General features: G+C 39.4%; 14 protein-coding genes. 7 read left to right on the forward strand and 7 right to left on the reverse strand.

The window, feature by feature from the left end:
* Window positions 1–17: 17 nt before the first annotated feature.
* On the reverse strand, window positions 18–1,361 hold the full coding sequence (locus ACG916_RS16935) for a spinster family MFS transporter (protein ID WP_419328767.1): 1,344 nt from the start codon (window positions 1,359–1,361) through the stop codon (window positions 18–20).
* 363 nt (window positions 1,362–1,724) lie between these two features.
* Here ACG916_RS16935 and ACG916_RS16940 point away from each other — a divergent pair, with 363 nt between their 5' ends.
* From ACG916_RS16940 to ACG916_RS16960, 5 genes are all read left to right on the forward strand, one after another.
* Window positions 1,725–2,117, forward strand: coding sequence for a DUF4440 domain-containing protein (locus tag ACG916_RS16940; protein WP_419328769.1), 393 nt, complete (start codon window positions 1,725–1,727; stop codon window positions 2,115–2,117).
* A gap of 419 nt (window positions 2,118–2,536) precedes the next feature.
* On the forward strand, window positions 2,537–3,952 hold the full coding sequence (gene antA / locus ACG916_RS16945) for an anthranilate 1,2-dioxygenase large subunit (RefSeq protein ID WP_419328771.1): 1,416 nt from the start codon (window positions 2,537–2,539) through the stop codon (window positions 3,950–3,952).
* A gap of 2 nt (window positions 3,953–3,954) precedes the next feature.
* A complete protein-coding gene (gene antB / locus ACG916_RS16950; RefSeq protein WP_336954107.1) occupies window positions 3,955–4,446 on the forward strand; it encodes an anthranilate 1,2-dioxygenase small subunit in 492 nt (163 codons plus the stop codon).
* A gap of 11 nt (window positions 4,447–4,457) precedes the next feature.
* Complete coding sequence (antC, locus tag ACG916_RS16955) at window positions 4,458–5,489, forward strand: anthranilate 1,2-dioxygenase electron transfer component AntC (protein ID WP_419328773.1); 1,032 nt, start codon at window positions 4,458–4,460, stop codon at window positions 5,487–5,489.
* Window positions 5,490–6,070: 581 nt separating this feature from the next.
* Complete coding sequence (locus tag ACG916_RS16960) at window positions 6,071–7,129, forward strand: AraC family transcriptional regulator (protein WP_419328775.1); 1,059 nt, start codon at window positions 6,071–6,073, stop codon at window positions 7,127–7,129.
* Between the two features lie 116 nt (window positions 7,130–7,245).
* On the opposite strand, the gene ACG916_RS16965 is transcribed toward ACG916_RS16960, so the two are convergent.
* The 5 genes from ACG916_RS16965 to ACG916_RS16985 are packed head-to-tail and all read right to left on the reverse strand — an operon-like array spanning window position 7,246 to window position 12,159.
* Window positions 7,246–8,193 (reverse strand): SphA family protein, encoded by a 948-nt coding sequence (locus tag ACG916_RS16965; protein WP_336954111.1) that lies wholly within the window; start codon window positions 8,191–8,193, stop codon window positions 7,246–7,248.
* Window positions 8,194–8,243: 50 nt separating this feature from the next.
* Complete coding sequence (locus tag ACG916_RS16970) at window positions 8,244–8,780, reverse strand: flavin reductase family protein (protein ID WP_419328777.1); 537 nt, start codon at window positions 8,778–8,780, stop codon at window positions 8,244–8,246.
* Between the two features lie 28 nt (window positions 8,781–8,808).
* Window positions 8,809–10,047 (reverse strand): styrene monooxygenase/indole monooxygenase family protein, encoded by a 1,239-nt coding sequence (locus ACG916_RS16975; protein ID WP_419328810.1) that lies wholly within the window; start codon window positions 10,045–10,047, stop codon window positions 8,809–8,811.
* Window positions 10,048–10,102: 55 nt separating this feature from the next.
* Window positions 10,103–10,894 (reverse strand): SDR family oxidoreductase, encoded by a 792-nt coding sequence (locus ACG916_RS16980; RefSeq protein ID WP_336954113.1) that lies wholly within the window; start codon window positions 10,892–10,894, stop codon window positions 10,103–10,105.
* Window positions 10,895–10,911: 17 nt separating this feature from the next.
* The gene (locus ACG916_RS16985) at window positions 10,912–12,159 is read right to left on the reverse strand and encodes a dienelactone hydrolase family protein (protein ID WP_336954115.1); all 1,248 of its coding nucleotides are present in this window, start codon (window positions 12,157–12,159) and stop codon (window positions 10,912–10,914) included.
* A gap of 597 nt (window positions 12,160–12,756) precedes the next feature.
* Between ACG916_RS16985 and ACG916_RS16990 the strand changes: the two genes are divergently transcribed.
* A complete protein-coding gene (locus ACG916_RS16990; RefSeq protein WP_336954173.1) occupies window positions 12,757–13,455 on the forward strand; it encodes a DUF1826 domain-containing protein in 699 nt (232 codons plus the stop codon).
* Between the two features lie 205 nt (window positions 13,456–13,660).
* On the opposite strand, the gene ACG916_RS16995 is transcribed toward ACG916_RS16990, so the two are convergent.
* Entirely contained in the window at window positions 13,661–14,647 is a 987-nt protein-coding gene (locus ACG916_RS16995) for an AraC family transcriptional regulator (protein WP_419328779.1), read from the reverse strand.
* A gap of 366 nt (window positions 14,648–15,013) precedes the next feature.
* On the opposite strand from ACG916_RS16995, the gene ACG916_RS17000 reads away from it, so the two are divergent.
* On the forward strand, window positions 15,014–15,931 hold the full coding sequence (locus ACG916_RS17000) for a LysR family transcriptional regulator (RefSeq protein WP_419328781.1): 918 nt from the start codon (window positions 15,014–15,016) through the stop codon (window positions 15,929–15,931).
* Window positions 15,932–15,947 lie beyond the last annotated feature (16 nt).

The raw sequence follows: 15,947 nt of genomic DNA on the forward strand, positions 1-15,947 counted from the left end.
TTGAGAACACCATTGAATTAAGAGGCATGTTCCTGCTGCATACTGGCACTAAATGCCTTACAGCCCTTTTTCAATAAGATAAATGCCAACACACATGAAATCGTACCCACGATAGACAAAGACATCCCCACCATCAGTGGATTTTCAAAAATTTTATCTGTAATCAATGCCACCAACGTGGTACCAATTCCAACTGCAACCAAATTACTGATCAGCAAAAATACAGCTGAGATTTGTGCGCGCAACTGATTCGGTGCCAGCATTTGCATTGCTGTGGTTGAAATTGGCATTGGGAAAGAGGCAAAAAACATGGCAGGGACAAGAAATACCACAGAAAGCCACAGCTCATTGACTTGGGTAAAGACCATAATTGGTAAAATTAATCCCACAATTCCAATCACACCGGTAATCATTGGTGCGTACTTACGTCCTTTTTGAATAAACCAGTCATTGAGCCAGCCTGCACAGAATACGCCAAGAATATTTGCCACCAATAACACCGTGCCTAGCATATAGCCTGCTTCTGTCGGTGTAAGGCCAAACTTACGCATGTAAAATGCTGGTGACCAACTAATCAAGCAATACAGCGCCATTGCATAGAAAGTAAAACCTAAATAATGGCAAGTAAAAGTACGACTATGTTTTTTGATAAACTTAAACGCATCTTTCATATTGGTCTTTTCAACTTGACCTTGTGCATTTAAACGCTGACCTTTGCGTTGCGGTTCTCTCACCGTAAGCAACACCAGTAAGCCAATAAACACCCCAGGTAAGCCTACGATAATAAATGCCGCCTGCCATGCTCTTAATGCACCAAATAAAGGAACCTGAATGGTGTCCATATTTTTAAGCAAGCCAATCACATAACCACCGACCAGAAAAGCAATCCCTCCACCGACAAATGAACCAATTGAATAGACTGCAACAGCACGGCCTAATTTGTCTTTACTGAACATATCACTAAACATTGAATACGCTGCTGGAGATAAAGCAGCTTCGCCCACTCCAACCCCCATACGGCTTAAAAACAGTTGAATAAAGTTTTTACTTAAGCCACAAAATGCAGTTGCAATGCTCCAAAACACTACCCCGACTGCAATAATTTTTGGTCGAGAAAATCGGTCTGCCAAATAGGCCAGTGGCAACCCCATAAAGGCGTAAAACAGTGAAAAGGCGAGACCATGCAATAGACTAAACTGGGTGTCTGACAATCCTAGATCAGCCTTAATTGGTTCAATCATCAATGCCAGTATTTGCCGATCTATAAATGAAAATATATAAGCCAACATGCAAAGTGAAACAACATACCATGCATATGTATTTGAATGAGAGCCCGTTGACTCTGGTGAATGAGTATCCATTTTTCTTCCTTGTCCATGCATTTTTATGATTGGTATCTTTAAGAAGATGTCGCGTATTTAAGGAAATATCCATTTCCTATCCACCTTCTTGATAAAAGCTTAACCCACTATAGTTATTTTTACATGGAATTTTCCATGTTATTTTAAGTATATAGTTATACCTTTTACTTCACAATGCTCAACTTGAACAAATTTATTTTATTTAAATTATTATATATCAATAAGATAATATATTTTAAAAATTGGAAATTATTTTTTGGAAGGTTCTTGAAACATACGTTAAAAATTTAATTTTAAAATAATATTGAATTTTACATTTATTTTTACATAATATAGAAAATACACCTCTCATAGGAAATGGATATGCCGCTGTCAAAACAAGATGCAATTGAAAGTATACATAGCATGCACGTACTGATTGAACGTATTTTTAACGGGAAACATACAGAACAAGATCTTCCCCTACTTATTGAATATTTTTCCGATCATTTTGAGATGGTCGGTGCAGCTGGAAAGCGCTTGTCCTTAGCCGATGTCAAAGGTCTGTTTAGCAATAATCAGGGCAAGATGCAAGATCTACAGATCGAAATTTATGATGAACAAATTTTGATGCAAACTGAACAAAGCATTGTTCTCACCTATACTGAAAAACATACCAAGGAATCAGGAGTTCTAGTTCGACGTTCATGTGCGCTTATTGAAGAAATTCAAGGAAAAATGCAGTGGAGCTATTTACAGGAAACTTTTTTACCTTAAATAATTGTCAGTCATAATAACTTCATTTTTCAATGCAACGCTTTAAGTTCAATAAGATATCAATTTAGAATATAAATGATCGAGTTGCGACTTAAAGCTTAGACACTGCTTTTAGCAAATACTTTGTCTGTTTTCATCCCCATCATTAAAAATTTTACTTAAAAACAAAATTACGGTGAAGTCCAATTCAAAATACTCGCAAACATAGACGAATTGTCAACAGACCCTATTTATTTCAAAAGTATGCATCTTGTTATGTATAAAACAGATTGAAAAATCCTGTCGCAATCTCCTCCACAAAAATGTATCCAAACATTTAATCTGCATAAAGTGGATAAACACATGGAAAATCTGGATAGAGCCCTTCTTTAAATCGCGGTTCAATCAAACAAAGGACTGATTGAATAGAGGAAGAGCCCATGACTGCACGTAACCTCGCCGAATGGCAAAATTTTGTACACAGCTGTATCGATTTTCGACCAAATGATGGTGTTTATCGAATAGCTCGCGATATGTTTACCGAACCAGAACTATTTGATCTCGAAATGGAACTCATTTTTGAAAAGGTCTGGATTTATGCTTGCCATGAAAGTGAAATTGCCAATAACAATGATTTCATTACAGTACAGATTGGCCGACAACCAATCATTATCAGCCGTGATGGTAAAGGCGAACTACATGCCATGGTCAATGCCTGTGAGCATCGTGGTGCAACCTTGACCCGTGTGGCCAAAGGCAATCAGTCTGTATTCACCTGCCCGTTTCATGCTTGGTGTTATAAGTCGGATGGGCGTTTGGTTAAGGTCAAAGCGCCAAATGAATATTGTGAAGATTTTGATAAATCCAGCCGTGGTTTAAAACAAGGCCGTATTGCCAGCTATCGTGGATTTGTTTTTGTCAGTCTGGATACTCAGGCCACAGATTCACTGGAAGACTTTTTAGGTGATACTAAAGTGTTCCTTGACTTGATGGTTGATCAATCACCAACAGGTGAGCTTGAAGTATTACAAGGTAAATCTGCTTATACTTTTGCAGGTAACTGGAAACTACAAAATGAAAATGGTCTGGATGGCTATCATGTTAGTACCGTGCATTATAACTATGTTTCCACCGTTCAACATCGCCAGCAAGTTAACGCAGCCAATGGCAGTGAACTTGACACACTTGATTATAGTAAATTAGGTGCGGGTGATGCCGAAACAGATGATGGCTGGTTTAGCTTTAAAAATGGACATAGTGTGCTGTTTAGTGATATGCCAAATCCAGCGGTACGTCCTGGTTATGATATGGTGATGCCTTATCTGCTGGAAAGGTTTGGGGAAAAACGCGCTAAATGGGCCATGCATCGTTTACGTAACCTCAACCTTTATCCAAGCCTGTTCTTTATGGATCAGATCAGTTCACAACTGCGTATTGTCCGTCCTGTGGCGTGGAATAAAACCGAAGTCATCAGCCAATGTATTGGTGTCAAAGGTGAATCAGCGGAGGCACGTCGTAACCGTATTCGTCAGTTTGAAGACTTTTTCAATGTATCAGGACTGGGTACGCCAGATGATCTAGTGGAATTCCGCGAACAACAAAAAGGCTTTCAGGGTCGTTTAGAACGCTGGAGTGATATCTCACGCGGTTATCACCAATGGAATTATGGCCCATCACAAAATTCACAAGATCTTGGTATTGAACCCGTGATCACAGGGCGTGAATTTACTCATGAAGGGCTATATGTCAACCAGCATGGTCACTGGCAACGCCTGCTCCTCAATGGGCTCAATAAAAAAGCACTTAAGATGCAAGAAGTCACTTTTTTAAATCAATCTGTTATGGATGAGGTGTAACCATGTCTCTAGAACTTCATTTTGCAGTGTCTCAATTCCTGTATAAAAAGGCAGAACTGTGTGATCGCTATGATTGGGATGCTTACCTCGAACTCTATGATGAAGACAGCGAATATCATATCCCACAATGGATTGATGACCATCACTACGTTCAAGATCCCAATCAAGGCTTGTCCTATATTTATTACCCCGATCGTTCAGGACTTGAAGATCGTGTGTTCCGTATCCGCACTGGAAAAGCAGCTTCTGCAATGCCTTTACCGCGCACTCAACATAATATTCACAATGTACAAGTAAAGACTCAGGAAGATGGTTTGGTTGAGGCAAAGGTAAGTTGGCGCACGCTTTATAATCGTCAGGGCCTTGAAGGATGCTTTTATGGTCATGCCACTTATTTGCTCCGTCCAACTGAAGATAGCTTCCGTATTCGTCGTCAACACAGCGTATTGCTTAATGACAAGATAGATTCGGTTCTCGATTTCTATCACGTCTAAGGAGAAATACAATGAGTCATTCTGTTGCACTCAACTTTGCCGATGGTAGAACATTTTTTATCGCGGTACAGGAAGACGAATTACTGTTGGATGCAGCGGTTCGTCAAGGAATCCACCTCCCGCTCGACTGCCGCGAAGGTGTTTGTGGAACCTGTCAGGGAAAATGTGAAACGGGTATTTATGAACAAGAATATGTCGATGAGGATGCATTAAGCGAACGTGATTTGGCTGAACGTAAAATGCTAGCTTGCCAAACACGGGTTAAGTCTAATGCCGCTTTTTATTTCGATCATAGTTCTGAAATCTGTAATGCGGGTGAAACTTTAAAAATTACCACGGTGGTTACTGCTGTTGAATTGGTTTCAGAAACCACCGCGATCTTGCATCTGGATGCCAGTAGTTTTGACAAAGAACTGAATTTCTTACCGGGTCAATACGCACATTTACAAATTCCAGAGACTGACGATTGGCGTTCTTATTCATTTGCCAATCGTCCCAATGCCAACAATCAACTTCAGTTTTTAATTCGTCTGCTGCCAGATGGTGTAATGAGTAATTATCTCAGAGAACGTTGTCAGATCGGACAAAGCCTGATGATGGAAGCACCTTTAGGTAGTTTTTACCTACGTGAAGCTGAACGCCCTCTGATCTTTATTGCAGGTGGTACAGGCTTATCGGCTTTTTTAGGTATGCTCGATAATATTGCGGATCAACCAAATCAACCCTCAGTGCAACTGTATTATGGTGTCAATACAGAAGCCGATCTATGTGAACAAAAGCGTTTGATCGCCTATGCAGAAAAGATCAAAGACTTTAGTTATTATCCGATCATTTCAAGCGCCTCAGAACGATGGCAAGGAAAATCAGGTTATATCCATCAACATCTGGATAAACAACAACTTCAACAACAACGCTTTGATATGTACTTATGTGGCCCGCCACCAATGATCGAAGCCGTCAAATCTTGGCTAGATGAGCAATCTATCGAAGATTGTTCGATTTACAGTGAGAAATTCTTACAGAGCAATACGGTTAGAACTTAGTTTTAACAACAAAATGCGTGTCATATCTTAAGATATGACACCAACTCAACGCAGGGTTAAGCTCAAGATGATTCAAATCTTAATTGGGCAACAAACCTTATTAAATAGCGAAATCATAGAATGATTTATTGATGGAATTTGGATATTTTTTCTACGTGGTCTGAATATTTCAGTTTGGTGATATCCTGATATTTTCAATAATATGAGGATTTTTAATATAATTATATTATTCAATGAGTTAAGTTAATAAAAACAACCAAAAACAAATTGATCATTTTAGTCAGATTTGCTATACATAGAGATAGATCTTAAGGAATAGGATCATATAAAGAGTACAAAGCATGATCAATGCTATCCTTTATTTTTTTAAAAATACTATGACGTTTTTATTGATTTGATCACGCCAAACTAGACTAAAAATATGTTGTATCGAGGTATTTTACTTGGTCTATTTTTTGCTTAACTTTTTATATCACTGCCAGCCACTTAAAGTTTTAAGTATTGTTTAGTGCATTTTTAATCAGGTCATCATGTGACATAAAGATTAGCTGTAATAAACAAGCCAGCCAAAAGGAATATTTATGAGTCAGGTCGATCCTACTATGGAATTCAATGGACGTCATTTACAGCAATGCCCCATTTTTTCATCACAAAACTTAGTCTTTCACCATCAAGACTTGGGCGAAACCTGCAAAAGTGTTGGGCAAATCTTCAAACCACATCTATTAAAAATCGTACAACAGCAACATGATTTTCACTCATCCATGCACCATCTTAAAGCAGGACGATTATCCATCAGTCGTCTTGAATACAGAGCCGATGTCTATATTGAACCTGACCATTTAGAAAAATTTTATCTGATTCAAATCCCAACACAGGGATATGCAGAAATTGAAATGAATCAACAAAAATTTATTTCTTATCCGAAAGTTGCCTCTCTAATTTCACCCGAACAATCGCTAAAAATGCGCTGGCATGCCAACTCCCCACAGCTGATTCTCAAAATTGATAAAGATGACCTTTTACAGCACTGCCGCCAGCATCTTCCAGACGCACAGCAGCACCCTCCTATTTTTGAACCCAAGCTTGATCTTTCTACCCAAGGCGGTGCTTATTTTTTCCAATTGATGCGTACATTGATGGATGCACTTGCTTGTGAACAACATCCCTTACATCACCCAATGGCATTTAAGCAGTTTGAATCCAGTCTATTCAATGCCCTGATTTACGGCCAACCCAACAGCTTATTGCATCAAATCGATCAGTACAGAGAAAAAGCCATTTCACCTTATTTTGTCAAACGTACTGAAGCCTATATGCGTGAAAATCTACACGCAAATTTAACCATTGAACAATTGGCTGAACAGGCAGGCGTAAGCGTACGTACATTATTTGCAGGATTTAAAAGCTTTTTAAACACCACTCCAATGTCATACTTAAAAGAATTGCGTTTTGAACAAGCGCATATGGAACTCCTACAAAATGAGCATGTCTCAGTCACAGATGTCGCGTTTAAATGGGGCTTTAGTCATCTTGGGCGTTTTTCTCAGGAATATAAACGTCGTTATGGTGAATTACCCTCTTGTACACGCCGTAGCACCCTTGAACAGCAAGATCTCAGGTTTAAGCCATATTCTTAAGCAACCGATGAGATTTAGTTAAAGAGATTTTATTGAATATAAAAAGTTAAAAACCTATTTAGACGTATCTAAATAGGTCAAGTATATCTGTCAGGATATTGCCATAGCGTTTCACATCAGAAGTGATGAATATAACGTAATTGCAAACGAGTTCCTTCAGGACGATTTTTTGCATCCTGTTCAAAATAGGCATTTGTCACGATATGATCATGTTTAGAAAAGCTATACATCGCCCCCGGTCCAATCGCCCACACTTGTTCACGTGTGCCTGTTAATTTTTCACCCTCTACTTCCGTGTCAGTAATTTGCTTGAGCCAGTAACCATTGATCCCTAAGCGTAATTGTGGTGTAAGCGCATAGTCTGTTGCAAAATTGGCATGGATCGCTTGCCCTGCCTGAATATCATCTGCAAGACCGAAGCTATAATTTGGATCATCATTTTTAAAATTGTACAAATAGTGCAGACGTGTAGAAACCGTCCACTTTGGATTAAACCAATAAGTTGCTGCCCAGTATGGATCAAATGAGACAGCATTATTGCCCGGATTAATATTTTTATTCTGATCATATTTCCCTGTCGGTAAATTGACCTGAAATTCAAAACGTTGTACAAATTTAGGACCATCTTTGCCCATGACTGGGTCAAACTGGATAAATGGCCCAATCATCAGATCACCAAAACCCCCTTGGGCTTTAATCGCAGCATTATTTAAACCATCCTCCATATCCATTTTGCTGACAAATGGAATCAGCAAATTCAATCCTAACGATGCGTGTTCACCTACACGCACATCGGACAGATAACTAACTTGTTCAACAATGACTTGAAAATTTAAGTCGGTCTTGGGTAAAGCTAACCGATGAGCTTGATTGTCTTTTAACTTGTTCGAATCATAATTTTGCAGATAAGTTTGAGAATACCATCCCGGCCCAGCAGGCAGTCCACCATCCAGAAAACTGGTCATGCCCAGATTCACCGTCGGCAAGTCATATGCCTGTGCTGCAACCGCTGTTAAGACCACTGTTCCAGCAAGAAAACCTCTTTTGATCACATTATTTTTCATTTTCGATCCCCGAAAAAAATCACGATCAAAATTGATCGTGATTGTTGCTGTTAAATACTCAGTTCTGGATGCGCTGCAGCAATACGATACTTGCCCGCATGAAACACCAAAGGCTCACCAATACGATGTTGATAATGTTCAATCTGACCAATAAAAATCAGATGATCCCCCCCTTCATATTGATTTACGTTTTTACATACCAATGTTGCCAATACATCTTCTAGTAACGGTAAACCGCGCTCACACTCACGATGTGCAATGTTGGCAAACTTATCCTCTGAACCACGGGAAAAATGCCCTGAAAGTGAGTGATGTTCTTGTGCCAGCATATGAATTGCAAAATATTCGGCCTCAGTAAAATCTAATAAACTTGGTGCAGTCTTTGACAAACTCCATAAAATCAGCGGAGGATCGAGTGATAGTGAAGAAAATGAGTTGGCTGTCATCCCAATCTTTCGTCCATCTCGTCCACGGGTTGTAATCACCGTAACCCCTGTAGCGAACTGCCCTAACAGGTTGCGGATTTCTCTTGGATTTTCCGTATCAATCGGTTTTAAATCCAGTTCATGCGATGTGTTGATATTCATAACATTCACCTTTGACTTTGCTTCCCTGTTAAGCCACTTTTTGACAGCTTTTCGATTCGATAAAACGCTGCGCCTGTTCTGGATCAAACCACCATGGGGCAAAATTGCGTGGATTATCAAAATTATTGGCAATACTCGAAGCAATGGCATGGTTCTGCTCAGCCGCCGCCAAAAGCTCAATCATGTGCGGTTGTGGTGGCAACAATAAACTGTTGGTCCAAGCCACGACTTTTTCGGCATATGCCCAATAACGTTCAAATGTCTGTTGCATCCATTCATCTGTAAATGTTTGATTGTCATGCGCTAAAATGGCATCGAAATAAATTTTGCTACACTTGGCGGCATTGTTTGAACCTTGCCCAGTGATTGGGTCGTTCACCACTAACGCATCGGCCATACCAAAAACTTTACGACCAGATGGCAGGGTTAATATCGGTTTACGCACTCCCGGTGGAAAACGTCCAGACAGATAGCCACCAGCGTCGGTTAATTCAATATTTTCACAACGTGCTGCTTCCCAAGGCACATATTTGTTTAAAATATCTTTACTCATTTGCAAATGCTGTTCTGGTGTTTTTGCATCTTGCCAGCAATCCATCGGCCCACCGGGAATGCCTTCAAACACCATAATTTCACAAGCACCTGTAACTGTAAGCGCAGGAAAACAGAAATATTCACCAACTTCTGGAATTACGTTAAAAGTCACACGTGAATACGGCGACATTTGCTTCATACCTGTCACATAGGTCAAGGCAAGCGCGCGTTGTGGCTTATCAAAACAACTACGCGCTTCATCACGCTCGAACTGTTTAACTACTTCCCCCTTACCTGCGGCCAGTAAGACCAGCTCATATTCAGCAGTGAGCTGTTCCAGTTCCTCTATCCCAACATCTTGAATAATCAACTGACCACCACGATGCTCAAACATTTCCATCCAGTACGGCATCTTGACGCGCTGATCTACCGATTGTGCATAACGCTCCAATCGCGCACTCCATGCAAAGGCAGGCTGTTTTGTTTCTGGGTTGACCAGTGTAAATCCAATCCCTTCCACCGCTGGACATTGCTCTTCCCAAAAATTAAGTCCAACATCACGCTCTGTTTGCAAGGCTGTGTGAAACATACACTGACTTGACATGACTTTGCCCTGACGAATTTCATCACCAGTACGGTTGGTGACAATCGTCACCTCATAACCTGTGTCTAATAATCCTAAACCGAGCTGCAATCCAGATTGACCAGCTCCTACTATAGCGATACGACGCATCATGGTTCTCCCATATTTTTTAATTCATTGAGTGTTTTAAATGTTTGATTTGCTATCACGCGTCATCGGCTAAACGTGGAATAGCAGGTTGATTCCCTTCAGGCCCCATAACGGAGTAACCACCATCGACGGAATAATCTGCGCCTGTCACAAAACTTGCGGCTGGCGAGAGTAAAAACAGCACCACATTGGCCACTTCTTCGGGATGACCTAGACGTCCCAGCAAGTGGTAGTCAGCTGCTACGGCATCAGCTTTGCTTCGGTTATTGCCACTGACTTCAGCAATCACCCGTGACCATGTCCAACCAGGTGATACCGAATTAACCCGAACCCCATCTGCTGCAAAATCCATCGCCATGGACTGGGTAAGTTGTCGCATCGCTGCTTTTGAAACGGGATAAAGCCAGCGCCCTGTTTGCGCAAATTTGGCGGAGATCGAGGTGAAATTGACAATCGCACCATGCTTGGTTTTTAAATCTTGATAAAACGCACGGGTCAGTTCGACTGCTGAAAGCAGATTAATATTCAATGCTTGTAGCCAGTCTTCACGTGAGGATTTAAAGCCATCATCCAGATAGGTACAGGCCAGATTGACCAAATAATCAACTTTGCCAAAGCTGTCGTGAATTGTTTTTACTGCGTTTACAATCGCCACATCACTGCTTAAATCAGTTTGAATAAATTGCGCCTGCCCATGCATGGCATCCGCCACTTGCTGCCCTTGTTGGTCAATATCCAGAATAATGACTTTTGCGCCTGCATCGACCAATGCTTGAACCACGGCCTGACCAATCAGGGTGGCGCCACCACTGACCACAGCGATTTTCTGATTCAATTGAATATCCATATTCCACTCCTAGATAGTTAAAACGATTTGCCTTCGCTGCTTGACCAAGATGGCATGAGGGTATTGGATGGCAAATCTTCATCCAGTAGTTTTTGAGCAGTTTCTACACCAGCAACAGGTAGCCCTTTAGGATTGAGTAATCCAATTTGAACCAGAACGGATGCCTGATCCCAGTAGATATGTTCATGGCATAGTTTTGGGCCACGGAACTGGATCACACCCAGCATAGGAATCTCAACATACTTTTCTGTTGGCGCGACACCCGGCAGTAACCAGTCAATTTCACTGTCATGGGTAAAACTCATAATGAATTCATCCACCACCTGTGTTGAACCAACAGTGCGTGAGATCGACGTGATCTTCATATCTTTAGGATTTTGATGAACGAAGTGATATTGATAGAAGCGGGCAAGTTGGCTATATCCCACACCACCTGTCAATGTTGGAATATGATTGACATAGGGTTGCGCCACCATGGTTGCCATAGTGGCAGGTACATCGCGTGTATCAAATTCATAACGGATATGCGCTTCCCAAAGTGCAACCAAATCATAAACTGGTCCGATACTTTGATGCAGTGCGGTAATACTGCGTTCATGAGCAAAACGTGCGGAGGGTTTGTGATAATGTTCGCTATTTGGTCGGGCAAAGGCATGATCTACACCCTCATAGACATAAGCCTGAACATTGCTATATTGGGCGGTAGCATCCAGAATCTTTTGGCGTGCCTCTGGCGGTGTAAACTTGTCTAATGCAGCAATATGTAAAACTACTCGCCCTTTGGCATTTTCAAGTTCATCGAGTGTCTTCTCGATTCCTACCCCGTAATAACCCACAGCACAGGCCACTTCAGGAATACGACAACCTGCCAGATACGCCAGTTTTCCACCCAGACAATATCCCACGACACCTAAGCCTGCACTGGCATCGCAACTCTCTAAAGTTTTGAGAAAATTCAAGCTATCTTGAATATCTTCGACACCTTGATCTTCATCATAGTGTTGATAAAGCTCGAAGGCTTTTTGAAAATCTTGCTCGGTATAACCCAGTTCAATGCGGGGTGCAGTACGCCAGAATAAATCTGGAACCAATACGGTATAGCCTTCCTCAGCCAAAAAATCAGCCTTGATACGCATTGCTGCATTCACACCAAAAATTTCCTGACACAGTACAATTCCAGGCCCTTTTCCGCCTTCTGCACTTGCCAAATACCCAGCAAATGACTTCCCTGTTTGTGTTTTTACTTCAATATATTGACCTGACATTTCATCCATTCCAGACCTAACCGTTAGCGTTATCATGTCTGTGAAAGGTATTTAACGTCTGTCCAAAATCTGCGAGGATTATCCAATCAGTGCGGAATACTATGAAAGATGCAAATTCATTGCATAAAATTTATTTTAGAAATCATTAGATCTTTTTCATAAATCAAAAAATGAGCATATTGAGCGAATCGTTTTGATATTGAAATTACCTTTGGGCTGAGACGAGGATGAGAGGGCTTTTATGTTGAATTATGGTTTTAATAAGGACTTATGATAGAAGCTGATTGTCACTTTTTATAAATATCTTGTCATCTACTATTCTGAACAACATTATCTTAAACAAGATTTTGCTCACCAGATCAGAAAGCCATAGTTAAATAAATAAATCTGCAATTTTGCAAAACTTCTCAATAGAACTCATTATTAAAACCATCTCACTTAGCAATACATTGCAACAATACCCTGTTGTTCAGTAAGCTATGTCTAACGCTACATGTAATGCACGCTTCTGTGTGATTCGTCCCAACTTCTATAAAGCTGATTCTACCAAGCTGAGTGAATATATTAGACATGGTTTCTGATTTATTAAATTCTAATATGCAGCCTGCATTTTCTGACAACAATCAAGTTCGTGTAGTAACGACTTTTTCAGAACTTATAAATACGACATTTCAAGGCGAGATAAATGCTATTTGTTGGAACAGAGATTTGCTGGGTAATTTTAAAGAAATTGTGTCTAAACTTGAATTAAAAGAAAATATTACCGAAGTTTCTACTGAAGATCTTTTAGCATTACAACTTTCAGAAAAAGGCATTCTAGCAAGAGATATCATCTTAAGGGATATACAGCTTCTAACTGATTTCGGCGCATCGCCTTCACTGAATTTACTTAAACATTATGAACAGGACCAAGATCTGGATTTCATTTCTACAGATGTGTATTCGTTTCATGTTGATCGTTCGCCCATTGAAACAGATACTTTTTTATGTACCTATCATGGCACTGCCAGTGACATCATCTCCAATGATCAAGTAGAACAAAAGATTTTAATTCCAGAAATCAGAGAAAAGCTTAAAGCATTACATGACGGTCCTGAAGCAGAATTTGAAACCTTTCTGCAAGAGTATTTTTTTGATCTGCATTACCAGCCAAAACCCGACTCAGAACCTGTAAACTTAGGATCAGGACATCTTTGGCGCTTAGCAGTAGATCATCCAACACAACAGGTTTTACCTTGCGTTCATCGAGCGCCCATTGAAAAGGATGGCGAGTATAGGTTGTTGTTAATTTGTTAGATCAGCATCTGATCTATAGAGAAAAATTGCTTCTCGATATGACAAGTTTAAAAAGAATGATTAAAGCACCAGTTTGTAAAGAATGCTGATTAATTCCATTTTAAAATAATCAACGACTCGTACTTTAAGTAAGAGATTAAAGTAGTTTATTAGCGCTTTTAAATTTTGGATAAAATCAGTTTAAAAGCACGAATATATTAACAAATTATATTTTTACTCGATTCTTAGTTTCACTTGGATTCTCTCCAAATTCTTCACGATATTCATGTGAAAAACGGCCCAAGTGATTAAATCCCCAATCAAAAGCTAATTTTGAAATGGAGATATGTTTATCCATAGAGGTACTTAAAGTCTTATAAACTTGTTGTAAACGATATCTACGTAAAAAAGTCAAAGGACTTGTTCCATAATACTGTTGAAATTCAGCATATAATTTAGACTTTGATACGCCAGCTAATCTTAGCAGATCTTCTGCACGAATCTCTTCATGGGCATACTTCTGAATATAGTCGCACACCTTACGTAAGTATTCTGGCGCTTGTTGATCAGATAAGGATCTTAACAAGCTCGAATAATTATTTTCTTGCGAGAGTAATAAAGCTTTAATCAGGAAATTTTCATAATCCTCTGACCAAAGTTGTAAGCCCTGCATACTTTTGTATTGAGATCGAAGCAACAAAAAATGATCAATATTTTGCCACCACATCCCGATCCCCTGATCAATATTCAAACTCATTTCAGGATTGAAAACCACGGGCTCTTCAACAGGCTGTCGTAGTAATTCGCCTAACACCTTCTGCATACTTTTCTCAGGAATAACCACTTGATATTTTTTACAATCTTTATCAATCGCTAAATCTTGTAAATCTGCATTAGATAAAATTAGCCCTTTATCGGTACTAGAAATATAATTGGTACCATTTATGGCTAAAGTCTGCTTACCTTGGATCGGTAAACTAATACTATATGCTCTTAAATTAGACGTGTTAATGAGTACATTTGCGCCATAACTGACCTTACCGATTGCCATACGCTTGTGGGGTAATCGAATCCCTTCATAATGAAAATCTAAGACATTTCGACCACATGTATCTAAATGGTGCTCCCCACATATTGAGGACATTAAACTGTGTGCAAATTCTGCCTGACGGGAATAGTGATTTAGATCCATCTCTTGGCTTAGTGATAACATATTCTTTTCACCTAGCTAACACTCAATATTTGTTTTAATTAGCAAATTATGCGCCAATCTCTTTTATTTAAAATATTGAGTAGTATCCATTTATAAACAATGTACAAAATCAATTTTGTATCATTCTTTATAACAAATTTAATTGAGAACTTATATACTATTTGGGTATGTAATTTTCACGTAAAAGTACCCTTTGAATAGACTCCAAAATTCTAGACATATACAACTAAAAGGTGTCTAAAAAATCAGTGGGTATTCAGTGTTGTGGTTCCATCAGCATATAAATTTTTGTATTTTTGTCATAACCAAACACATCATTGACAATCAATTTTATCTATAATATTCAATAAAAAATGGATTTGTGAAATGAAAATTGATGAAGAGTTAACCTTAAAAAAAATCCAGATATTTCTCGCTTTTATGCGTTGTGGTAGTTTATCTAAGACCGCTGCTGAAATGGACCTCAGTAATGTCAGTGTACACAAAGCCCTACATTCCTTAGAAAGTGCATTGCATTGCCCTCTGTTTAAAAATGAAGGGCGTCTACTTATTCCATTAAAAAGTGCCTATGTTTTACAAGAACACGCACAAAAAATTGTGCAAGATATTGTCATCACAGTAAATAAAACTCGTGAAGCAGCAGGCTTTGCTGCTAAAGTACTCAATCTAGGCTCGCTCTACTCGTTAACAGTCAATACTTTACCAAGTGTGATCAGTGGTTTAAAACTACGTCGCGGTGAACTGGATATTCAACTGTTATTAAGTTCTAATCGTGACTTGGTTAAAAAACTTAAGGCGACCGAACTGGATGCGATTATTGTTGCACTCAATGAGACGACGCAAGATCAAATTTTTGAACATTTATCTATGTTTGAAGATGAAATTTTTTTAGCAGTCAATAAAAATTCAACTTATGCCCAATATCCAGAAATTGATTTAAGTCTTCTTAAAAATGAAACTTTTTTGACCTTAGCAAAAGGGTTTGCTACTCGCAGTGATAGTGATGTTATTTTTGAGAAAGCAGGAATTGACCCAAAAGTTTTCTTAGAAGTCAGTGATATATTCACCTTGATTAGTATGGTCAGCTCGGGGGTTGGGTTTGCTTTATTGCCAGGACGTATTTCTACCATTTATGAAAGTTCCGTCAAACTTATCCCACTACACACTTCTTATAAAATTAAGCAAGAGATTGGCTTGGTATTTTTAAAAAGTAAAGAACGTGATCCAAATTTACTGGCTCTGATCGCTGAATGCCGAATGTTTACCAAAAAGCTGCGACACTAAAAAATAAAGGCAGTTC

It is taken from the genome of Acinetobacter legionensis, assembly GCF_048552295.1.
Taxonomy (GTDB): domain Bacteria; phylum Pseudomonadota; class Gammaproteobacteria; order Pseudomonadales; family Moraxellaceae; genus Acinetobacter.

Excerpts from the sequence above, each read along its gene's own strand:
- ACG916_RS16935 (WP_419328767.1), bottom strand. The coding sequence starts at position 1,361 with ATGGATACTCATTCACCAGAGTCAACGGGCTCTCATTCAAATACATAT.
- ACG916_RS16940 (WP_419328769.1), top strand. The coding sequence starts at position 1,725 with ATGCCGCTGTCAAAACAAGATGCAATTGAAAGTATACATAGCATGCAC.
- antA (WP_419328771.1), top strand. The coding sequence starts at position 2,537 with ATGACTGCACGTAACCTCGCCGAATGGCAAAATTTTGTACACAGCTGT.
- antB (WP_336954107.1), top strand. The coding sequence starts at position 3,955 with ATGTCTCTAGAACTTCATTTTGCAGTGTCTCAATTCCTGTATAAAAAG.
- antC (WP_419328773.1), top strand. The coding sequence starts at position 4,458 with ATGAGTCATTCTGTTGCACTCAACTTTGCCGATGGTAGAACATTTTTT.
- ACG916_RS16960 (WP_419328775.1), top strand. The coding sequence starts at position 6,071 with ATGAGTCAGGTCGATCCTACTATGGAATTCAATGGACGTCATTTACAG.
- ACG916_RS16965 (WP_336954111.1), bottom strand. The coding sequence starts at position 8,193 with ATGAAAAATAATGTGATCAAAAGAGGTTTTCTTGCTGGAACAGTGGTC.
- ACG916_RS16970 (WP_419328777.1), bottom strand. The coding sequence starts at position 8,780 with ATGAATATCAACACATCGCATGAACTGGATTTAAAACCGATTGATACG.
- ACG916_RS16975 (WP_419328810.1), bottom strand. The coding sequence starts at position 10,047 with ATGCGTCGTATCGCTATAGTAGGAGCTGGTCAATCTGGATTGCAGCTC.
- ACG916_RS16980 (WP_336954113.1), bottom strand. The coding sequence starts at position 10,894 with ATGGATATTCAATTGAATCAGAAAATCGCTGTGGTCAGTGGTGGCGCC.
- ACG916_RS16985 (WP_336954115.1), bottom strand. The coding sequence starts at position 12,159 with ATGTCAGGTCAATATATTGAAGTAAAAACACAAACAGGGAAGTCATTT.
- ACG916_RS16990 (WP_336954173.1), top strand. The coding sequence starts at position 12,757 with ATGCAGCCTGCATTTTCTGACAACAATCAAGTTCGTGTAGTAACGACT.
- ACG916_RS16995 (WP_419328779.1), bottom strand. The coding sequence starts at position 14,647 with ATGTTATCACTAAGCCAAGAGATGGATCTAAATCACTATTCCCGTCAG.
- ACG916_RS17000 (WP_419328781.1), top strand. The coding sequence starts at position 15,014 with ATGAAAATTGATGAAGAGTTAACCTTAAAAAAAATCCAGATATTTCTC.